Annotated in this window: 18 protein-coding genes; 5 read left to right on the top strand and 13 right to left on the bottom strand. The window is 46.0% G+C overall.

Annotated elements, in window-relative coordinates; genetic code table 11:
* The first annotated feature begins 23 nt into the window (after positions 1 to 23).
* Both FOT42_RS02370 and FOT42_RS02365 read left to right on the top strand, forming a co-directional pair.
* Positions 24 to 2111, top strand: coding sequence for a M1 family metallopeptidase (locus tag FOT42_RS02370; RefSeq protein ID WP_151888965.1), 2088 nt, complete (start codon positions 24 to 26; stop codon positions 2109 to 2111).
* A complete protein-coding gene (locus FOT42_RS02365; protein WP_151888964.1) occupies positions 2108 to 3022 on the top strand; it encodes a patatin-like phospholipase family protein in 915 nt (304 codons plus the stop codon). Before FOT42_RS02370 ends, FOT42_RS02365 begins: the two co-directional genes overlap by 4 nt.
* Before the next feature lie 89 nt (positions 3023 to 3111).
* Here FOT42_RS02365 and FOT42_RS02360 read toward each other — a convergent pair whose 3' ends face one another.
* The 5 genes from FOT42_RS02360 to FOT42_RS02340 all read right to left on the bottom strand — a co-directional run bounded on the left by FOT42_RS02360 (position 3112) and on the right by FOT42_RS02340 (position 8030).
* A complete protein-coding gene (locus FOT42_RS02360) occupies positions 3112 to 3633 on the bottom strand; it encodes a DUF7935 family protein (RefSeq protein WP_151888963.1) in 522 nt (173 codons plus the stop codon).
* A 73-nt stretch (positions 3634 to 3706) separates the two neighbouring features.
* The gene (locus tag FOT42_RS02355) at positions 3707 to 4480 is read right to left on the bottom strand and encodes a coiled-coil domain-containing protein (protein WP_151888962.1); all 774 of its coding nucleotides are present in this window, start codon (positions 4478 to 4480) and stop codon (positions 3707 to 3709) included.
* Positions 4481 to 4506: 26 nt separating this feature from the next.
* A complete protein-coding gene (locus FOT42_RS02350) occupies positions 4507 to 6081 on the bottom strand; it encodes an FMN-binding glutamate synthase family protein (RefSeq protein ID WP_151888961.1) in 1575 nt (524 codons plus the stop codon).
* 111 nt (positions 6082 to 6192) lie between these two features.
* Complete coding sequence (locus FOT42_RS02345) at positions 6193 to 7479, bottom strand: amidohydrolase (RefSeq protein WP_151888960.1); 1287 nt, start codon at positions 7477 to 7479, stop codon at positions 6193 to 6195.
* An 11-nt stretch (positions 7480 to 7490) separates the two neighbouring features.
* On the bottom strand, positions 7491 to 8030 hold the full coding sequence (locus tag FOT42_RS02340; protein WP_151888959.1) for a DsrE family protein: 540 nt from the start codon (positions 8028 to 8030) through the stop codon (positions 7491 to 7493).
* A gap of 141 nt (positions 8031 to 8171) precedes the next feature.
* On the opposite strand from FOT42_RS02340, the gene FOT42_RS02335 reads away from it, so the two are divergent.
* A complete protein-coding gene (locus tag FOT42_RS02335) occupies positions 8172 to 10502 on the top strand; it encodes an ATP-dependent helicase (RefSeq protein ID WP_151888958.1) in 2331 nt (776 codons plus the stop codon).
* Here FOT42_RS02335 and FOT42_RS02330 read toward each other — a convergent pair.
* Positions 10499 to 11263, bottom strand: coding sequence for a hypothetical protein (locus tag FOT42_RS02330; RefSeq protein WP_151888957.1), 765 nt, complete (start codon positions 11261 to 11263; stop codon positions 10499 to 10501). The genes FOT42_RS02335 and FOT42_RS02330 overlap by 4 nt on opposite strands.
* A gap of 230 nt (positions 11264 to 11493) precedes the next feature.
* Between FOT42_RS02330 and FOT42_RS02325 the strand changes: the two genes are divergently transcribed.
* Positions 11494 to 12114 carry an L-threonylcarbamoyladenylate synthase gene (locus tag FOT42_RS02325; protein ID WP_151888956.1) on the top strand — a complete coding sequence of 207 codons (621 nt, stop codon included), beginning with the start codon at positions 11494 to 11496 and terminating at the stop codon, positions 12112 to 12114.
* A 52-nt stretch (positions 12115 to 12166) separates the two neighbouring features.
* Here the strand turns inward: FOT42_RS02325 and FOT42_RS02320 are convergent, their stop codons facing one another.
* The 3 genes from FOT42_RS02320 to FOT42_RS02310 all read right to left on the bottom strand — a co-directional run bounded on the left by FOT42_RS02320 (position 12167) and on the right by FOT42_RS02310 (position 14596).
* The gene (locus tag FOT42_RS02320; protein WP_151888955.1) at positions 12167 to 13039 is read right to left on the bottom strand and encodes an OmpA family protein; all 873 of its coding nucleotides are present in this window, start codon (positions 13037 to 13039) and stop codon (positions 12167 to 12169) included.
* Positions 13040 to 13135: 96 nt separating this feature from the next.
* On the bottom strand, positions 13136 to 14137 hold the full coding sequence (locus FOT42_RS02315) for a glycosyltransferase family 2 protein (protein ID WP_151888954.1): 1002 nt from the start codon (positions 14135 to 14137) through the stop codon (positions 13136 to 13138).
* 12 nt (positions 14138 to 14149) lie between these two features.
* Complete coding sequence (locus FOT42_RS02310) at positions 14150 to 14596, bottom strand: type I restriction enzyme HsdR N-terminal domain-containing protein (RefSeq protein ID WP_151888953.1); 447 nt, start codon at positions 14594 to 14596, stop codon at positions 14150 to 14152.
* A gap of 26 nt (positions 14597 to 14622) precedes the next feature.
* Here FOT42_RS02310 and holA point away from each other — a divergent pair, with 26 nt between their 5' ends.
* Complete coding sequence (gene holA, locus FOT42_RS02305) at positions 14623 to 15624, top strand: DNA polymerase III subunit delta (RefSeq protein WP_151888952.1); 1002 nt, start codon at positions 14623 to 14625, stop codon at positions 15622 to 15624.
* Between the two features lie 2 nt (positions 15625 to 15626).
* Here holA and FOT42_RS02300 read toward each other — a convergent pair whose 3' ends face one another.
* The 4 genes from FOT42_RS02300 to FOT42_RS02285 all read right to left on the bottom strand — a co-directional run bounded on the left by FOT42_RS02300 (position 15627) and on the right by FOT42_RS02285 (position 22210).
* Entirely contained in the window at positions 15627 to 16004 is a 378-nt protein-coding gene (locus FOT42_RS02300) for a DoxX family protein (protein WP_151888951.1), read from the bottom strand.
* 99 nt (positions 16005 to 16103) lie between these two features.
* A complete protein-coding gene (locus FOT42_RS02295) occupies positions 16104 to 18515 on the bottom strand; it encodes an alpha-ketoacid dehydrogenase subunit alpha/beta (protein WP_151888950.1) in 2412 nt (803 codons plus the stop codon).
* Positions 18516 to 18674: 159 nt separating this feature from the next.
* Entirely contained in the window at positions 18675 to 21512 is a 2838-nt protein-coding gene (locus FOT42_RS02290) for a gluzincin family metallopeptidase (protein WP_151888949.1), read from the bottom strand.
* Between the two features lie 11 nt (positions 21513 to 21523).
* The gene (locus FOT42_RS02285; RefSeq protein ID WP_151888948.1) at positions 21524 to 22210 is read right to left on the bottom strand and encodes an LOG family protein; all 687 of its coding nucleotides are present in this window, start codon (positions 22208 to 22210) and stop codon (positions 21524 to 21526) included.
* Positions 22211 to 22227 lie beyond the last annotated feature (17 nt).

Below are 22227 nucleotides of genomic sequence, written 5' to 3'. Positions count from 1 at the left end.
AGGACTTTTGATACGATGATGGCATGAAGCTGAACCCGACTCTTATTTTTTTCCTATTTGTGCAATTGCTGAGCGCCCAAGTTCAGGACAAGGTGGATTTTATCCATGCCAAGCCATTTTTTTATGTGGATGTTGATAGTTTGAAAATAAAAGGGTCAGTGGAATATACATTTGATGTTACTTCACAGCTTGATACTTTTTTTCTCGATGCTCAAAACATGAAAATCTTTAAAGTAGAGTTGAACGGAAAAAAAGTTGACCATTTGTACAATACAAAGAAGTTGATAATCCATAAGAAATTAAAACCTTCAACAAAGAATAAACTATTTATCCAATATGAAACACAACCTAAACAGACGGTATATTTTTTAGGCTGGGATGATGACATTCCGGGCAATGACCAAGTTTGGACCCAGGGCCAAGGCAAATATACCAGCCATTGGTTGCCGAGTTTGGATGATATGACCGAAAAAGTAGAATTTGATCTTATCATTGTTGCTCCAGAGCAATATAATGTAATTTCAAATGGAAAGTTGGATAGAAGTTTTAAGAGCATTCAAAATACTAAGCATTGGTTTTTTGACATGAAAAAACCCATGAGCAGCTATTTGGTCGGGTTTGCCATAGGCAATTTTGATAAACAAGAGCTCAAATCCTCTTCCGGAGTACCCATTGAACTGTATTACGAACCCAAGGATAACTTAAAGGTGGAGCCTACCTATCGCCATACCCAACATATTTTTGATTTTTTGGAGAAGGAAATCGGCGTAGCCTATCCCTGGCAGAACTACAAACAGGTGCCCGTTCAGGATTTTTTATATGCGGGTATGGAAAACACCACCTGCACCATTTTTTCCAACCAATACGTGATCGATTCCACGGCTTTTGTGGACAAAAACTACGTGAATGTCAACGCGCATGAACTGGCCCACCAATGGTTCGGAAATCTGGTCACCGAAACCAGTAGCGAGCACCATTGGCTGCACGAGGGGTTTGCTACGTATTATGCCTATTTGGCCGAAAAAGATTTATTTGGAGAAGATCATTTCTATTGGCATTTGTTGGGAACGGCCGAAGCATTGAAAAGTTTTTCCGAGGATGACCAAGGGGAGGCACTCAGAAACCCAGGGGCGGGCAGCCTTACGTTTTATGAAAAAGGGGCCTGGGCCTTGGCCATGCTCCATGAAAGGGTAGGGGACTCCAATTTCAAGCAGGGCATCCGCAACTATCTCCAAAAATACGCCTACCAAAATGTGACCATCCCCGATTTTATGCAGGAAATGGAAAGTGTTTCAGGCATGGACCTTTCCAATTTTGAACAGGAGTGGCTGGAAGACCCCAATTTCCGATATGCCGAAGTCCAATCGTTTTTGATGCAAAAAAATACCTCCATCAAGCGCTTTTTTGAATTGAAGGAAAAAATAGGCGAACAAGCCGAAACTGCGGAAAATCATTTGAAGGATATCTGGGACTCCTTGGAGTCCAGCCAACTGAAACAACACTTAGTCTTGGAATATGGGAGCCATTTTTCGCCCCAGTTCCTATCGACCATTCTCCAGAGGGGCGACCTTAAAGTGAGACAGGCCGTTATTGTTTCCCTTGAAAAAATACCTGCGGAACTACAACAAGAAACGGAAAGCCTTCTCCTGGACCAGAGTTACACCACGATTGAAAGTGCGTTGTACAAGCTGTGGGGAGATTTTCCGGACAACAGGGAAAAGTATCTTGATGAGACCGAAGAATTGGAGGGATTTCCAAATAAGAACCTTCGGGTACTGTGGTTGACCTTGGCCTTGGTGACGCCAGGATACAATACCGGAATGAAACCTTCCTATTTTGAGGAATTGAACGGATATTCGGGGCCTGAACATCATTTTGAAACACGGTTGTTGGTGTTCCAGTATTTGAGCAGTATTGGAGGATACAACGATGAGACCTTGAAAAATTTGGTGGAGGCCTGCGGACACCATGTGTGGCATTTTAAAAAATCAGCTAGGGACATTTTGAAGGAATTTTTAAAGAACAAGGACGGTTTGGCCAAGGTAAAGGCAATATATCCTTTGCTGAATCAACAAGAAAAGCAATATTTGGACAAAACTTTGGGAGAATGAGGGCATTGGTCATTTCAGGCGGGGGAAGCAAAGGTGCTTTTGCAGGGGGTGTGGCCCAATTCCTGATCCAAGAGGCACAGCACAAATATGATCTTTTTGTGGGCACTTCCACGGGCAGTCTTTTGATCTCTCATTTGGCACTGAACAAATTGGACAAGATCAAGGAAATCTATTCCTCTGTGAATCAAGATAGTATTTTCAACAACTGTCCGTTTGTCATCAAGAAGAGGAATGGGGTGGAGGTCATTGCCATCAACCACTGGAACGTGGTGAAAAATTTTATCCGAGGAAAAAAGACCTTTGGGGAAAGCGAGAACCTTCGAAAACTCATTCGACAGTCCATTACTGTGGAAGAGTTCAACGAACTCAAGGAAAGTCATGCGGATGTGGTGGTCACGGTGTCCAATCTCTCACTGAACCAAGTGGAATACAAGTCCGTGAACGAGTGCACCTATGACGAATTCTGTGATTGGATCTGGATTTCCTCCAACTATACTCCTTTTATGAGCTTGGTCAAGAAAGATGGCTGTGAATATGCTGATGGCGGTCTGGGCAGTCTGGTGCCTATCGAAGAGGCGTTGAGCCGCGGGGCGACCGAAGTGGATGTGGTGGTCTTGCACACCGAGGTAAACTACATGAACCGCATGTCCTCTAAAAACCCGTTCGACCTGATTACCACCATTTTCAGTTTTATGTTGGACAGGATCGAGAACCAGAATATCCGTATCGGTAAGTTGGTGGCCAATCAAAAGAATGCCATCATCAATTTTTATTATACACCTACCGTTCTCACGACCAACTCACTCATATTCAATAAGGAACGGATGACCTTGTGGTGGAAACGGGGTTATCTGTATGCCAAGAACAAGAACGATGAAACCAGTCCTATCGACCCGGATAAGCAGGAATAAGTTATTAGGTCAATATGTTTCTGCAAACTGCGTATTGAACCATTGGAATTTGGTGCTTTGAGTTTGGTACTTGAATCTAGCACGCCCCATCAGTTCCAAAGATCGCCGACCTCTTTTTTCACATAGGACAAAGCGGTATTGGAGGGCGATTGTTTCTCCATGGTCTGGTTGAGGATGTCTTCCCGAAGCTTATCAGGAGAGTCGGTCTCGCTCATCCCGGCAGAGCGGATGATCTGGATAGTGGCATTTTTAGCCGTTTTGATAATGTTCCAGCATTCATCGGACATGTAGATCTGTTGTGAAAGATTGTGCTCGAACTCGGTCTCAATCTGTTTGACCAACAAATTTTCGTAATCACTTTTGCTTTTGCTCTTTGGGGCTACCCTTACCACAAGACTGTTCAAGGTGATACGCTCCAAAAAAAGGGCCATTCGCTCATAGGCCTGTAGTCGCACCGGAAGTGTATCTTTTTGGGAATCCTTGTGCAACAGGAAGCGTCTTCGGCCTTCTTCGTTGCGGGTGTGCAACCTGAAAAAATAGAATGCGACCACCCCGGTCACCACGGCAGGCAATAAATAGGCAAAAAGCTGAAGGATGTCATCTCCACTCATAGGATAGTTGGTTTTTTATTGATTTTACACTACCATGAACGCACCAAAATCCCAAAAAGTATTTCAGAGTGCCTTATTGTGCCGCTTTGGCACTTTCCTTGGCCTTGGCATAAAAACCTTTGTAATCGGGCTGTAGTCTTATGTTGATCCCTTCCTTGAAGTTGCCATCCTTTACAGAAATGTTGATTTGGTCCGAAGGAATCTGTAGAACACCGACCAACTCCTTGGCAACGGCCGCAGCTTGGTCGAAAGTGGTGCCGAACTCCCCGGTAATGTTGAGTCCTTCCACTTGGGTCCTGAAGGATGGATTGGACTTGATGACCTTGGCCACATTCACCAACCAGGCCTTTCCAGCCTCCGTAAGCTTTGTGGAAGTGTCCGATCCAAAAAGATCGTCCAATTTGTTGGAAATAACGATGCCACCTTCGGCCACATTGACGTTGGCATTTTCGCCCAAGGTCTGTTTGATTCTCGTGAGCGAAACAATGGCGGTGGAATCATTGGCGGAAATCATGTCGTTGATACCACTGAGTTGTTTTTCCTTACGGGCCAGTGCGGCCATGGCCCTGTTCACATTTTCCGAGTTTTGCTTGGAGAGCTCGGAGAAATTGCTCAAGTTGCCCAAAAGAGTGGTGTTCGCATCGCGGAGCCCAATGTTTTCGGTTTCCAGGGTCTCTGCCTTGGCATTGCTGGACGAAATTTCCCGCTTGGCCTTGGCCAGCTCCTGTTCCACTTCGGATATTTTGGATTTCAGGTTGTCGATCTCGGCAATGAGCTCACTTTTTTTCTGTGCGAACACTCCTGTGGAAAGGACAAGCAATAGTATGATGGATGATTTAGTCTTCATAAAAGGTAAAATATTTGGGGGCTAAGTTATAATGTTTTTTCATATGTTGGTTTACCACCTAGGTGTTGGCAATCGTAAAGTTCCTGCATGGAGTGGAACCCTACTTGCTCTTTCTGGTATTTGTAGACCGTTCTTAAATTGCTGCTAAGATAATCATCGTCCACGTTCACTTGAATATCTTCCATATGAAATTGACACGGATGTTCGTAACCTGCCGCATGGGTAATTTCCAATAGTTCTTTTCTGAAGGTTTTGAAGTATTGGGCCAACCTGTCCGATTTCAAGGGCACATTGATCCCGTTCTGGAGCCATTTGTTCTGGGTGGCCACGCCCGAAGGGCACCTGTTGGTATGGCAAACCTGTGCTTGGATGCAGCCTATGCTCATCATGGCCTCCCGGGCCACATTGATGCAGTCCGCTCCCATGGCAAAGGCCATGGCCGCTTTGGCTGGAAAGCCCAATTTACCACTGCCGATGAACACGATGCGGTCCGTGAGGCCCCTGTCCAAAAAGATTTTATAGATTGAAGTGAAGCCATAGGTCCATGGCAGGGAAACGTGGTCCGCAAAGCTGGGAGGCGCAGCACCGGTTCCCCCTTCGCCACCATCAATGGTGATGAAATCCGGTCCTTTGCCCTTTTTTTTCATCAGGTCGGCCAACTCTTCCCATTGTTCCACCTTCCCGACAGCGCCCTTGATGCCCACAGGAAGTCCTGTTTCTTCGGCAATGGCTTCAATAAGTTCCAAAAGCTCAGGAATATTGCTGAATGCCTTATGCGTAGGAGGGGAGATTACGTCCTTTCCGATTTCCACCCCACGGATCTCGGCAAGTTCCTTGGTGATTTTGGCTCCTGGAAGCACACCGCCCTTTCCGGGCTTGGCCCCTTGGGACAATTTGATCTCCACGGCTTTGATGCAGGGATTTTCATCCACCAAGATCTTCATTTTTTCCATGGAAAAGTTTCCTTCCTTGTTTCTGACCCCAAAATAACCCGTCCCAAAGTGAAAGATCACATCCCCACCTTTTCTGTGGTATGGGGAAAGTCCACCTTCACCTGTATTGTGATAGGCATCGCATTTTTCCACTCCCTTGTTGAGGGATTCCACGGCCGCTGCGGATAGGGAACCAAAACTCATGGCGGACACATTGATCACCGATGCGGGCCGATAGGGCTTTCTGCGTTTGTTGTAGGCCCCCATCACCTTGGCACAAGGCAGGAAATAGGGATTGGCAATGTTGGGGTGTTTTTCTGGGACCTGAAACCCGATCATGGCATTCTTGACAAAAATGTGCTGGTGGGCATAGATGTCCCTGTCCGTTCCAAAACCTTCGTAATTGTTTTCCTTTTTGGCAGAGGCGTATATCCAACTGCGTTCAATGCGGTTGAAGGGCAACTCCTCACGATTGTTGGCCACAAAATATTGGCGCATTTCCGGGCCAATACTTTCCAACCAATAGCGCAAATGGCCCACTATCGGAAAGTTGTGGCTTATGGTATGTGCTTTTTGAAAGAAGATGTCGCGGATAGCGACGATCAATAAAAAGATAAGAATCCATCCCCACCAAGAGATCGACGACAAAAAATCCAAGATTGCTTCCATGCAAAGTTTTCAGGTAATGGATACAAATATCAAGCCCCACGGTCCAAAATCCAAATAAATCTCAATAAAGGGGGGCGGAATGTTTTTGTTGTAAATACTGGTCGTTTTGCCCTATTTGGTCCTGTCCAGATAATCCAATGCAATTTCTGTCATAGCCTTTACACCCAACAATAACCCACTGTCATCAATTTTAAAATCAGGGGTGTGGTGTGGGAAATGGTCGTTGGGTCCGGCATCGGGGTCCTTTCCTCCCAAAATGAAGAAAAATCCGGGTATTTTTTCCTGGTAGAACGAAAAATCCTCAGCTCCCGTAATGGCCTTGATCAGATGCACATTGCCATCTCCGGCCACTTCTTTCAGGCTGGGAAGCGAGGCTTCGGTAAGGGCAAGATCGTTGTAGGTGATGGGAACACCTTTGTCAATTTCCACAGTGGCTTCGGCCCGGTATGCCTTGGCAATGGTGATGGCCATTTCCTTCATACGCTCGTTGATCTGTTTTTGCATGTCGTAGTCCAACGTACGGATGGTGCCGATCAGCTCTGCACTTTCCGGGATGATGTTGTTCCGCACGCCACCACTAATTTTTCCAACAGTGATGACCGCTGCTTCCTTGGTGAGTTCCATTTCACGGCTTATGATGGATTGGAAACCGTCCACGATTTTGGCGGCCACAAAAATAGGGTCCACACCGCCCCAAGGAGCGGAGCCGTGTGTCTGTTTTCCTTTGATGTTCACCACAAAACGCTGTGCTGCGGCCATGGCACCGCCCGGTTTGTAGGCAATCTGCCCCACAGGAAGGTAAGAACCGATATGGAGCCCGTATATAGCATCCACTTTTGGATTTTCCAAAACACCTTCCTTCACCATGAGCTCGGCACCACCCTCCTCACCAGGTGGCGGGCCTTCTTCCGCAGGTTGGAAAATGAATTTCACCGTACCGCGGATCTTGTCCTTGTTTTTGGAAAGTACTTCGGCGACCCCCATCATAATGGCAATGTGGGTATCGTGGCCACAGGCATGCATCACGCCCACCTCTTGACCTAAATATTCGGAGGTTACCGTGGACTTGAAGGGAAGGTCATTTCTTTCAGTGACAGGAAGCGCATCAATATCCGCCCTGAGGGCCACCACTTTTCCCGGACGGTTGCCTTTCAGTAAGCCCACAACGCCTGTATGGGCCACTCCTGTCTGCACTTCAATACCCAGAGCTCTTAAGTGCTCGGCTATCTTTTCTGCAGTCTTGAACTCCCGGTTGCTCAGTTCTGGATGTTGGTGTATGTCCCGCCGCCATTCGATCACTTTGGATTCCACTGCTGCAATATCTTTTTCCAGACCGTGGTTTTGGGCCTGTATGGAAAAGCTGATCAAAAGGAAGGTGTAAGAAATGAAAATTTTCATAGATCACTGTTTTATAGTTTGATAAGTCGGTATCCTTCATTCTGTAGTTGAATGCTCGCCGTCATGGCGGACAATGCAATCTTTACGCCGGGTATCAAATCTTCTTTTGGAAAATCCCGAGAAAATGAGGATTGCCCACAATAGATGATCTCTACATCAGCATCCAACAGGGCCTTGACAAGACCTAAATTGGGATTGGGGACACCGAACCTGGCACGGTATGCCTCGTCTTGGGTAATATCTTTCGAGGCTTGATTATGGACAATTATAGCGACTTTGAGTTGTGATTTGGGCACTTCACTTTGGGCATGCATGTTGAGGAAGCGGGCAGCGGTCTCCAATTTTTTATTGATTTCTTCATGCGAACTTGGACTGTCCATCACATCGAAGACCACTTTGAACTCTTGGGAAGTATCCGTTTTAAAGTCAGGGTTTTCTATCGTCCAGACCTCTCCGTATTTTTCTATGATGGGCCCCGCCTTTTTTTCTTGTGAAAGGCCCGAAAGGCAATAAAGAATGAAAAAGACTAGTGGAAAGTAATGACGGTTCATATAGGGTCAATAAGGGTTGAGGCCTAAATATATTTAAAAATGGAGAACAAACGCTCCCAGTGTTTATAAATATTGAAAGGATGATTTTAGCAAAAGGCCATTATTGGTTAATTTCACGCCTACTTTTTAAAGACCTGGCGATTGAGTACTTTTTTGGATGAATTGAATGACGCACAGCGTGCCCCTGTCCTTCACAAGGATGGCCCGTTGATGGTGATTGCGGGCGCCGGCTCTGGAAAGACACGTGTGTTGACCTATCGGATAGCCCATTTGATGGAGCAAGGGGTGGATTCCTTCAATATTCTGGCCCTGACCTTTACCAACAAGGCTGCCCGCGAAATGAAAAAGCGGATTGCCACCATTGTGGGCAATTCCGAGGCCAAAAACCTTTGGATGGGGACATTCCACTCCGTTTTTGCCAAATTGCTACGCTTTGATGGAGACAAACTGGGCTTTCCCAGTAATTTTACAATCTACGATACCCAGGACTCCCAACGGTTGATAGCATCGATCATCAAGGAAATGGGGTTGGACAAGGATATTTATAAGTACAAGCAGGTCCAGAACCGCATATCCTCCTACAAGAACAGCCTGATCACTGTCAAGGCCTATCTGCAAAACCCTGAATTGGTGGAAGCCGACGCCATGGCCAAGCGACCGCGTATGGGAGAAATCTATCAAAACTATGTGGATCGCTGTTTTAAGGCCGGTGCTATGGATTTTGACGACCTGTTGCTGCGTACCAATGAACTACTGACCCGCTTTCCGGATGTTTTGATGAAGTATCAGGACAGGTTCCGATATATTTTGGTGGATGAGTACCAGGATACCAACCATTCGCAATACCTCATTGTAAAGGCCCTGTCCGATCGGTACCAGAACATTTGTGTGGTGGGCGACGATGCGCAGAGTATCTATTCGTTCCGGGGAGCCAACATCAGCAATATCCTGAATTTTCAACGCGATTATGACGATGTGGCCGTATATCGGTTGGAGCAGAACTATCGATCTACCAAAAACATCGTCAATGCTGCGAATTCCATCATCGCCAACAACAAGAACCAGTTGGAGAAAAATGTATGGACCTCCAATGACGATGGCGGACAGATCATCATACACCGAAGTGTGACCGATGCGGAGGAGGGAAGGTATGTGGCGGGTTCCATTTTTGAGAACAAAATGCAACACCAGCTCCAAAATGGGGATTTTGCAGTGCTGTATCGCACTAATTCACAGTCAAGGGCCATTGAAGATGCCTTGCGGAAACGCGACATTCCTTATCGGATCTACGGTGGGCTCTCTTTTTACCAGCGTAAGGAAATCAAGGATGTGTTGGCCTACCTGCGGTTGGTCATCAACCCAAAGGATGAGGAGGCGTTGAAGCGGGTCATCAATTTTCCTGCGAGGGGCATTGGTCAGACCACTATTGACAGGCTCGTTGTGGCGGCCAACCAATACGGACGTTCCGTTTTTGAGGTGATGGAGCATTTGGACAAACTGAATCTCAACATCAATGCTGGGACCAAGCGCAAATTGGATGATTTTGTGACCATGATCAAGAGTTTCCAGGTCATGAACGAAGGAGTGGATGCCTTCACGCTTTCGGAGCATGTGGCCAAAAAAACAGGGCTGTTGCTGGAGTTCAAAAAAGATGGTACGCCCGAGGGCATTGCCAAAATGGAGAACATTGAGGAACTCTTGAACGGGATCAAGGATTTTGTGGAAGGGCAAAAAGAATTGGTGGATGCCACGGGAAGTCTTACCGAATTTTTGGAAGATGTGGCCCTGGCCACCGATATGGACAAGGAAGTCGGTGATGAAGACCGCGTGGCCCTGATGACCATCCATTTGGCTAAGGGTTTGGAGTTTCCTTATGTGTATGTGGTGGGAATGGAGGAAGACCTGTTTCCATCTGCCATGAGCATGAACACCCGTAGCGAGCTGGAAGAGGAGCGAAGATTGTTCTATGTGGCCCTCACCCGTGCCGAAAAACAGGCCTACCTTACCTACACCCAGAACCGCTACCGATGGGGCAAGCTCATTGATGCCGAACCGAGCCGTTTTTTGGAAGAGATTGATGAAAAATATGTGGAAAACCTCACCCCGGTCAATGACGGGTATCGGTACAAATCCATGATCAATGTAGATATCTTCGGAGATGTGGACAAGAGCAAACTACGCCAGGTGAAGCCCCAAAATGGGACACCGCCCTCAGTGCAACGACCCAATGAAAACCAGTTGCGAAAGCTACGAAAGTTAAAGCCCGAACTTTCCGCCCCAACAAAAAGCGGCAACGACATAGACCCAGGACTGGTAGAGGGCACCTTGGTGAACCACACTCGGTTTGGCAGGGGCAAGATCCTCAATATCGAAGGGGTGGGAAGCGATAAAAAAGCTGAAATCTTGTTTGAGCAAGGTGGCGTAAAGAAACTATTGCTCCGTTTCGCCAAGTTGGAAGTGTTGGGAGATTAGTTCCTCTTCGGTTCAGGCGAATAATTTTTTCCATTAAAGGCAAGGGAGCGTCCGATTACGGGGACATTCTGTATTTCAGGCAACAGTATCCGTATTCCGTTCATTTCCACCCTAAACCCTAAAGAGTCGGATAATTCAGGACTATTGGAGATTTGGGCAATGGACAGGGAGCTTTCACTGTTGGGGAAAATGGGTGCCTCCTCCATGTATCCATTTCTCAGGGTATAGGCATTCAGACGGAAATAATGGCTGTCCCCAGAATTCAAATGTCCATGTAGGATATATAGATCTTCGCCTTTGTGTGATTTCACTTGGTGGATCTTTTTATAAGTTATGGGCGTGTCATACAGTGAGGTGGGTTCAATGGCATTTCCGGTGTCATAGAGCGCAATATTTTTGATCCTATTTCCTGTGGCATCCATTTTGGTGTGCCAAGAAAACACCCCTATTTTTTGGTCTTCGGAGAGGGTAAAAGTAAAAGCATGCTTCTGATGAGCATAAATTTCAGCCATTTCGGTCAATAGATGGGGAGTTCGAATGCTTTCCACGGTCCTGCGCATATCTTCATTTATCTGTATCACTTCTTCTGAAGCAATAGGGGCTTTTCCATTTGCTGACAATCTGTACGAAAGACTGTCCAAAGTGGCTAGCACATCTTCCCCTGTTATGGCGGTATTTGTTTTATCGGGGGCCATGTTTTCACAACCTATGATGACGGACCCTAGTATGAAGATGGTAAAAAGGGAATACTTGAAAATCATCTTTTGGGCTTTTGATGTGTTTTTATGGTACAAAATTGAAAGTTTTAAATTTAATTTTTCGAAGCAATTCACGAATGGCCCTTTTGGATTGACCAATGGACCATTTCAAGCAATAGATGCAACGAAGGAGTTGTGGTTGGGTGTATTAAAGAATATTTAACGTACCATGACAGTTAGCCATAATATTTGTTAATTTGTTGGGAGGGAGGCATACGGCTTTCATATGGAACATGGCAGAACTTATACGACTTTACGAAGAAAATCCAAACCCACGCCAGGTGGAAAAAGTAGTGGAAGTGCTCAGAAGGGGCGGACTTGTGATCTATCCTACCGATACTGTTTATGGTTTGGGATGTGACATTACCAATTCCAAAGCTCTACAACGCATTGCGCGGATCAAGGGAATCAAGTTGGAAAAGGCCAACTGGTCGTTCGTGTGTGCGGATTTGAGCAACCTGTCCGATTATGTTCGGCAGATAGACTCCACTACTTTTAAGATTTTGAAGAGAACGCTTCCAGGACCTTATACCTTCATTCTTCCAGGAAACAATAATCTTCCCAAGGATTTCAAAAAGAAGAAAACCGTGGGTATCCGGGTTCCCGATAATGCAATCGCACAGGCCTTGGTGAACGGACTGGGCAATCCCATTGTTTCCACCTCCATTCGCGATGAGGACGATATTTTGGAATACACCACTGATCCCGAACTCATTTTTGAGAAATGGCAGAATTTGGTCGATATTGTCATTGATGGTGGATATGGGGGCAATGTGGCCTCTACGGTAATCGATCTTTCGGAAGGCGAACCAGTGGTCGTTAGGGAAGGAAAGGGGAGTCTGGAAATATTCTAGCAATAAAAAAGCGGCCTTTTGGGCCGCTTTTTCTTATCTATATTTTATTGGATTATTTACCAGTGCCTCCGATAGATGGATCTTTCATTCCTTCCTCGATCATGTTATAGAACTGGTCGATTTTTGGAAGTACAACGATACGGGTCCTTCTGTTCTTGGCCCTGTTTGCAGACGTGTCATTGTCAACAAGGGGGACATAGTAACTACGTCCGGCAGCGGTCATCCTAGCAGGATTCACACCGAAGTCATTTTGAAGAATCCTGACCACAGCTGTAGCCCTCTTCACACTCAAGTCCCAGTTATCGGCTAGTTCAGAAGTTTTGATCGGCACGTTGTCCGTGTGTCCTTCCACCATGAATTCAAAATCAGGCTTGTTGTTCACCACTTTGGCCACTTTGCCCAACACTTCTTTTGCGGCATTGGTCACATTGTAGCTTCCGCTTCTGAACAACAGTTTGTCGGAAATGGAAACAAATACAACGCCTTTTTCCACGCTGATTTCGATGTCCTCATCATCCAAATTTCCAAGCACACCTTTCAAGCTCTGTACCAAAGAAAGGTTTACAGAGTCCCTACGGGTAACGGCATCTTGCAATTTTCTGATGGTAAGGTCTTTTTCTTTAAGACTCTCCAATGATTTTTCAAGGTTTTCAGCACCTTTGGTGGTAAGGGTTGTCAAGTTGCCCATATTGTTGATGAGCTCTTGGTTGTTGGCTTTCAAGAAAGCGTTTTGGTCTTCAAGGGTCTTCAACCTTGAACTTGCGGTTGCTTTTTCTTCCAGACAGTCGTTAAGTTTAACTGTGGCTGAATTCAATAGGTCTTGTGTTTCTTTGTGCTTGGCCTCCAGTTCAGCATATTTTTTTTGTGATACGCATGAAGACAATAGAACTGTCAGTGCCAGTGTTCCTAGAAAAGCTTTTTTCATAGTTCAGAATATAATTTAAGGATTGTTAGATATGTCAATGTAAATCAATGTTGGCCAAAATTAGATAAAAAGCAAGGTTTCCATATTTCGGCTTCGTTAATCTTTTACTAAAATGTTAAAATTCTTTACTTGATGTACGAAATAGGACCAAACTATGGATGTCACCACATGGTACTTTAATATAAAATTAGCTTTTTCCCGCTTTCTGTACATCTTCCTAAAGTTACCATAAAAACTGATATGGGCATGTAGAATGGCCAGACAATGGTTGATTTTCAGTTGGAAAACGAACCTGGCGGCGGCTATACCGTCCAATATCAAGCGTAGGAAGACAATGGGCAATGCTTTTTTCCGGGGCAGGTTCTTGGTGATGGAGTACAGGGAGTTCCTAAAATTGAGATAGGTCTTCTTTGGGTTCATGTTGGATAGAGTGGAACCTCCCAAGTGGAATATGTGGCTCTGGCCCACATAATATACTTTGTGTCCGGCGTTTTGGGCCCGCCAGCAAAGGTCTATCTCCTCTTGATGCGCAAAATAGTCCTCATCAAAACCACCCAATGCCCAAAAAGTTTCGCTTTTGATGAACATACAGGCCCCCGTGGCCCAGAAGATTTCCCTGACATCATCGTATTGCCCTTGGTCCTTTTCGATGGACTGAAAGATTCTTCCCCTGCAAAATGGATAGCCCAACGCATCCAAGAACCCGCCTGCAGCACCGGCATATTCAAAATGGTCCCTTTGCTTCAGGTCCAAGATCTTGGGCTGGATGATGGAAACCCCGGGGATGGTTTCAAAACCCTCCATGATGGGACCCAACCAATTCGGCGTAACCTCCACATCGGAGTTCAGGAGACAGTAGATGTCAGCTTCAATGTGTTTCAGTCCATCGTTGTAGCCTTTGGCGAAGCCTCCGTTGGACGTATTGCGCACAATGCCGATGGTGGGATAATTTGCTTCCAAAAAAGGAACGGACCCATCGGTGCTGGCATTGTCCACCACATAGATATCGGCACCTTTGGAGTGTTCCATGACGGAGGGCAGGAACCTTTTGAGCAAGGCTTCCCCGTTCCAGTTGAGTATGACTACGGCGACTTTCAAAACGGTGGCAAATTAACGGCTAAAATCAGGAATTTCCTTTAAAAACCTGTATTTTTCATTCTCGTGGTCCATTTCGCAGCAGTAATGTTCCAGACCGTTGGTCACCATCAAATACGTTGATTTCAATTGGTAATTGTAGCGGGCAATCTGGTCAAAAACGGCCTGCTCCACTTTCACTTCCGGAGCCTTGCATTCCACCAAAAGAAAAATGGAGCCATCAGGATTGAAGACCACTACATCGTAACGTCTTTTCAACCCGTTCACCATCAATTGTTTCTCGACATTGATAAGGCTTTTTGGGAACTTTTTCGTGAACACCAGATAATGCAGCACGTGTTGCCTTACCCATTCCTCAGGTTGCAGCACCACAAATTTTTTACGGATGCCATCAAAGATGTACTGTCTATTTTGGCTATTTTTGACTCGGAAGGTATAGTTGGGAAAGTTCAATGCTTGCATTCCACAAAATTGATGATTTTTTCTGAATGGACCCGGTAAAAGAGATCGTAGCGGAAATAAACAAAGGAACCCCCAAACCCATCTACTTTTTGATGGGGGAGGAGCCCTATTATATTGATAAGATTTCCCAGTACATTGCAGAAAATGTGCTGACGGAGGATGAAAAAGGGTTCAACCAAATGGTGCTCTATGGAAAGGATACCAGTGTGGAAGAAGTGGTTTCCAATGCAAAAAGATATCCTATGATGGCCAATCACCAGGTCATTATCGTGAAGGAGGCCCAACACCTCTCCCGAAACATTGAGAACTTTCTTTCCTATGTGGAAAACCCGCAGCCCACAACGGTTCTGGTCATCTGTTTCAAGTACAAGAAACTGGACAAGCGAAAGAAGCTCTACAAAGCCATCCAGAAAAACGGGGTACTTTTTGAGAGCAACAAGTTATACGAGAACCAAGTGGCGGATTGGGTACGAAGGACCCTGGCCGGAAAAAATTTTAACATATCGCCCAAATCCTGCGTAATGCTCGTGGAGTTTTTGGGGACCGACCTGAGCAAGATCAGCAATGAGCTGGACAAATTGGCCCTAGTGGTGCCGCCTACCACGGAAATCACGCCCGATTTGATTGAAAAGCACATAGGCATCAGCAAGGATTTCAACAATTTTGAGCTGAAAAAGGCAATCGGGGAAAGGGATGTGAAGAAGGCTTCCCGAATCATCGATTATTTTTCGCAGAACCCGAAGGACAATCCATTTGTGGTCACGGTCACTCTTTTGAACACCTTCTTTACCCAACTATTGCAATATCATGGCCTCAACGACCATTCCCCTGGTAATGTGGCAAAGGTGCTGGGCATTAACCCTTACTTTGTAAGCGAGTTTTCCGTCGCCGCCAAAAATTATCCCATGAAAAGGGTGAGTGGCATCATTTCAAGCCTTCGAATCTTGGATTTAAAGGGAAAAGGTGTTGGTGCCAACAATATGGACCAATCTGACCTGTTGAAGGAGCTCTTGGCGGAAATTGTTTGAAACTAGCTTTTGTCCACACTATATTTTCCGGGACCCAACAGCATGACCACCACAAAAACGGTCAGGTAGAGCAAAGCCATTTCCTTTCTTCCAAAAGGGTCGGCACCATGTATCATGAATGCCGCCACGAACATAGTGATGGCTGTAGGAATGGCAGCCCACCTCGTCTTGAATCCGATAATCATCAAAAGGGGGCAAATGAACTCACCGATGACGGCCAAGAATAGGGTAGGTGCCTGTCCAATACCAAAAGGATCGGCAAATTCAGTATTTCCATTGATAAGGTTCATGAGTTTTGGGTAGCCATGTGTCAGCATAAATGCCGAAGGAACAATCCTTAAAAGTGCCAAGCCCAAATGTACCAACGTATTGTTTTTCATTCACGGGGGATTTAGTTGTCGTGAAAATAAATATTATGTTCCGAATAACACAACATTAATTGACGAAATGCGGTTCTGAGTTTTACGGATGAGGGAAAACTATCTTAATTGGGGATAGGATTCAGGGTCTGCTTCGTGCATGATATCATAAACCTTTTCAAAAATATCCTCTGCGTTGGGTTTTGAGAAATAGTCCCCATCCGATGCGTATGCCGGCCGGTGTGCCTTTGCTGTCAAAGTCTGAGGGGCACTATCCAAATATTGGTATCCACCCTGTTTTTCCAGAATTTCCTGAAGGAGATATGCCGAACACCCACCTGGCACATCCTCATCTATGATGAGCAGTCTGTTCGTCTTTTGGAGGCTCTTCACCACATCGTGTTCCAAATCGAACGGCAAAAGGGACTGCGCATCGATGACCTCGGCATCGATGCCGACTTCCAAAAGTTCCTGTGCCACTCTTTCCACGATACGTAAGGTGGAGCCATAAGACAGCAAGGTAATGTCCGTTCCTTCTTTTAGTGTTTCCACCTTTCCAATAGGGGTATGGAACTCTCCAAGGTTGGAAGGTATTTTCTCCTTTAATCGGTACCCATTCAGACTTTCTATGACCAAAGCAGGTTCGTCACTCTTCATCAAGGTATTGTAAAAACCGGCCGCCTGTGTCATGTTTCTTGGGGTCAAGATGTACATTCCCCTCAACAAATGGATGAGACCGGCCATGGGGGAACCTGAGTGCCAGATACCCTCCAATCGGTGTCCACGTGTACGGACAATGAGTGGGGCCTTTTGCTTGCCTACAGTTCGGTAGGTCAAGGTGGCCAGATCATCGCTCAAGGTCTGGATGGCATATAATATGTAATCCAGGTATTGTATCTCGGCAATCGGCCTTAGGCCTCGAAGGGCCATTCCAATACCTTGTCCTATGATAGTGGTTTCACGGATCCCTGTGTCAGCGACCCGAAGCTCACCATATTTTTTTTGGAGACCTTCCAGTCCTTGGTTCACATCACCAATGTTCCCGGTATCCTCGCCAAAGATCAATGCTTCTGGATATTTTTTAAAGAGTGCATCAAAGTTGTCCCTCAGGATGACCCTGCCATCCACTTCCTCTGCATCATTGGAATAGGAGGGGAGCACTGCTTTGATATTGGTGGCCCTGTTGTTCAGTTCGCTGTACAGATGGGAGCTGAATTTATATTCGCTATCGTCCAAAAACCGGTTGATCCACGCTTGCAGTTCTTTTTTCTCAGTGGAAGTTTCCCCGATCAGAAACCTGAGCGCTTGGCGTGACTTGGCGGCCAAATCTTTTTTCAAGGGTTCTTCGACGGCAATCAGATCATTTTTTATCTTTAGGATAAAATTGCGGTTGGAGCTGCTGTTCGCGGCCTTGTCCAGCAATTGGACGAGCTGCTTCTTCGCTTCCAAATGGGGTTTTAGGAACTCTGCCCAGGCATCTTTTTTGGCGGCCCTGACCTTATGTTTTATTTCCCTGTCGAGTTTTTTGAGGTCTTCTTCCGTAGTGATGCCATTTTCCAAGATCCATTCCCTGAACCTTTTGTTGCAATCGTTTTCACGTTCCCACTCCAACCGTTCGGCAGATTTGTAACGTTCATGGGAGCCAGAAGTGGAATGTCCCTGCGGCTGGGTAAGTTCCGTCACATGGATAAGTACAGGAACGTGGCCCTCGCGTGCTATGTCCGATGCATTTTCGAAGGCATGGATAAGGGCGGTGTAGTCCCATCCCTTTACTTTCAGGATCTCATAACCGTCATTTTCCCCGTCCCGTTGCAGCCCACTGAGCGCTTCGGAGATGTCACCTTTGGTGGTATGGTATTCGGCCGGGACCGAAATTCCGTATTCGTCGTCCCAAACACAGATCACCATGGGTACTTGCATTACGCCTGCAGCATTTATGGTTTCAAAGAAATGCCCCTCGCTCGTGCTGGCATTGCCAATGGTGCCCCAGGCCACTTCATTCCCATTGTTGGAAAAATTGGTCTGGTCCAGTCCATCTACGTTCCTATATATTTTGGAAGCCTGTGCCAATCCCAATAAACGGGGCATTTGTCCTGCGGTACAGGAGATATCGGCACTGCTGTTCTTTTGTTTGGTAAGGTTTTTCCATGTACCGTCCTCGTTCAGGCTGTGGGTGATGAAATGGCCACCCATTTGTCTTCCGGCACTCATAGGTTCCTTTTCTAGGTCGGTGGTGGCATAGAGCCCATGGAAAAACTCCTTCGGATTCAAAAAACCAAGGGCCATCATAAAAGTCTGGTCCCGATAATAGCCGCTCCTGAAATCCCCATCTTGAAAAGCCCTGGCCATTGCCAGTTGAGGAAGTTCCTTTCCGTCACCAAAAATCCCGAACTTTGCCTTTCCCGAGAGTACTTCGCGTCTCCCCAACAGACTACATTCCCTGCTCATTACGGCAATCTCATAATCTTGGAGGATCTGCGCTCTGAAATCTTCAAAAGAAATGTCGTTGCTTGTACTTGGGTCGGGTTTCATGTGCCGTTGCTGGTTTTTGCGAAAGTACTAAAATACAATCAAACCAGCAATAGCTACGAGCGTTAATAAAATAACAATATGATAAAAAATAGACCGCATTAAAACATAATAGTTAAATAATCATATTTTTAACATCATTTTTTTGTGAATATGATAAATTCAGAACCATTTCCTGGTGAACAGCCCAGTAAGTGTTTTGGGGCTGATGGTGACCACAAACCGTATACGCTGGCCATAATTGTCCTGTGCAATTTCCCAACCTAAATTGGAATACACGGGAAAGTAGAGTTCAAAATAGTCGGTGACCAAGTTCAGTCGCACCCCAGCGTCATAGACAAAACGGGTGTTTTCCCCCTTGCTTTTGATGAGCCCGAGGTCGCCATAGGCTTCTACCCATCTCCAAATATTGGTACTGGCGTTTGTGGTCGCGATCCAATCGTTGGCAAAGGGGTTTTCCAATTTGGATTTGAAACCTCCTTCGGAAATGATGATCTGCTGGCTGTATATCCCGGAACTTTCCGATCGGCCCAAATAGGAAAGATCGTACATATAGTCGGTAGGGCGGTCCAAGGCGAAGCTGAAAAAGTCGGATTCGGTCTTGTTCCTCAAGAACTTTCCGGCATAGAACCTAAGGTTGAACTGTCGGTTACTATGGAACAATTTCCGGTATTCCATTTCAAAGGCCAGTTTGGTAAAATCGCTTGAATGCTGTGCGTCCACAAACCACGAAATATAATTGAGGATGTTATTGTCCACATCTACAAACCGGACATTCATTACGTTGTAATCTGGGTCTGTGTCTATTTCACCCACCAAATTGTCATCGATGTTCCTGAAAACGTTTCTGTACCTGAAGGTCAAATATTGTCTGCGGTTGGACAAGAGGTCATTTGGGCGCCATCCAAAACTAACGGCAGGGGTGAGGGTCGAAAAGCGCGAACTCTTTTGGAAATGGGAGGTGGATCCCGAAATGGAGTAGTCGGTATAGAACAGCCCGGTCTTTTGATGGTATTTACGGTACTTGAAGCTGGCCTTGCCCACCAAGGTACGTTCCAAAAAGGAGTAGGTGGGCGAAATGTCGTACTGGAAGGGCCGCTCCAGAAAGGTTTTGTTGTAAAGTCGCATCCCCGGGGTCACCCCATCATAAATATTGAAATTGGCGATTGGCACATAGAAAACCTGATTATAGTATGGGTCTTCGGTATCCTTGAAAAATTGGAACTTCAACTTTTTGTTGCTGGAGAAGAAACCGTTCAAGGTCTTCCAATTGTCCCTTTGGTTGAATTCCGGGATTTTCTGGTCATAGTTGAGGACCAATCGGTCCTCACCGTTTCGGGGTATAGTGACCGTCTTTGTCGTATCGATGCCAGAAAACCAATACTGGGAGACTACAGTGTCGTTCTGGAGTCCAAAAAGAGATATGGGAACATCGGTTCCCCTTTTGTTCTTGATGGTAAGGGTGATGGAATCATCTGTCTTCTGTAGTTTTTTGATCTTGAAATCAATCTTTTTGTCCGTGGAGACGTATTCATCAAAAAACCAATCGATGTCCTTGTCCGCATATTTTTCTAGGGTCTTTCTAAAATCTTGCGCCGTAACGTCCTGTTTCAATCGGTGGTTTCGGTAAAAGTCAAGAATACTACTGTCCACTTTCGTCTTATCCAAATATGCCGATAAATAGGACATGCCAAGTCCCGCCTTATAGCCATTGGCTATTTTTTCATTGAACTTGATCAGGGAATCATTCCGTGTGGTCAATGCTTGGTCAATGTTCTTTCGGGCGGATAACATGCTGAAGAGGGCATACTGTTCGTTGAAATCCATTTGGGCCAAATGGAAGTTCTTGACGCCCCAGATCCTGGAGAGTTTACCGATGAGCTTCTGATCGGGGTAGTGTTCCTCCACATATTTGATCATCAAGTAATAGCCAATGGCGTCATTGACCCATCGTTCTTGTCTTGGATCCAGGTAGAGGGTTTCTTCCAGATAATTACGGATGGCCGTTTTCAGGAACTTCATCTCAAACTGGAACTGCTCTTCGTAGGGCCTAATGAAAGAGGGGAGTTGTCCTATGCCGTACAAAGGGGACTTGTTGTAATCAAAATCACTTACCAGCAGGTTTTCATGTGGGTATTCCCCCAAATTCTCTTGGAGGAAGTGGGCTGTCTTTTCAATGGATATTCCTTGGGATATTTTATCATATTTGTTGGATTCGATATCGGTGATCACTGTCAGCGGAGCGGTGACATGTTTGGTAAAAGTCTCTTCGACGGTAAGGATGATCTCACAGCTTTTTCTGTTGTCGCCAAAGAGTTGTGTATGCTGTCCTCCAGGAAACCGGGCCACACTGGATTGTCTGTAATTGGTGGCCATGAACAACTTTTCGGGATAGGTCAGGTTGATGGTGGTCTGGGCCACATCCGTATAGAGGTCGTCCAAGTTCATGTTGTCGTACAATCTCCAATCCTCGCCATCAAAAACGGCGGGCGTTAGGTACCAATCCTTCAGATTGTATCCTCCATTCGGTGTAAAGCCATAAGAGGTAAATTTTGACGAGGGAAGTTTTACGGTATAGGTGAAGAACAATTGTATGGATTCCCCGGGCTTTAAGATTTCGTTCAAACTAACAGAGATAAGATCCCTGTTCTCGACCCTTTTCCAATCCAATCCCCCATAATTATCATCCACTAGGGTCTTGATGGTGGTCTGCCCCCTTTCCCTGTCCTTGGCCAAATGTAGTCCCCGGTTGAACTCTTCGGCAAAACGCTTGGCAAGGGCCGTGCTCTTGTTGGAGTAGGCATGGTTCCAATCGTTGAAATACAGATTGGTAAGCCCTTTATCGGAACGGTTCACATAAGTGAAGTGCTGGCGTATCCTGATTTGCTGCGTTTGGCCGTCCAAGGTGGCCACAATCTCATTTTTGTGCTGTCCCCGAACAGGGGAGCACAGGATGAGCAACAGCAATGGAAACCGCAAAAGGGACCGTTGTATTATCAAATGGGTACGGATTAAAAGTTGGGACTAAGGTTACGACCCTTGTAAAAGGCATCGATGATCTCCACCACCTCGTCCTCGGTGTCCACCAATTGAATCAGGTCCAAGTCCCGCGGACTGATGTTTCCAGCCTCCAGCATGGTATTCTTGATCCAGTCGAGGAGGCCTTTCCAAAAATCGGTGCCCACCAATATGATAGGGAAGGTATGTATTTTATGCGTCTGGATAAGGGTGATGGCCTCAAAAAGTTCGTCCAAGGTGCCAAACCCTCCGGGCATCACCACAAAGCCTTGTGAATATTTGACGAACATGACCTTACGGACAAAAAAGTAATCAAAATCCAGACTCTTGTCCTCATCGATATAAGGGTTGTCGTGCTGTTCAAAGGGAAGGTCGATGTTCAACCCCACCGATGTTCCCCCGGCCAGATTGGCCCCTTTGTTCCCGGCCTCCATGATCCCAGGCCCGCCGCCAGTGATGACCCCATAGCCGGCTTCGGCGATTTTTTGTGCAATCCTTACCGCTAGGTCATAGTAATGGTTGCCCTCACGTACCCGCGCGGATCCAAAAATTGACACGCAGGGGCCAATGACACTCATCTTCTCGAACCCGTTGACGAACTCGCCCATGATCTTGAATATGGCCCACGAATCGTTCGTCTTGATCTCATTCCACCCTTTCGAGTGCTGTTCTTTTCTCATTCGCTTAATTTATGCTT

It is taken from the genome of Flagellimonas hadalis (assembly GCF_007785775.2).
Classification (GTDB): Bacteria; Bacteroidota; Bacteroidia; order Flavobacteriales; family Flavobacteriaceae; genus Flagellimonas; species Flagellimonas hadalis.
Note: the sequence above shows the minus strand (reverse complement) of the source record. Positions and strands in the feature narration are given on the sequence as shown.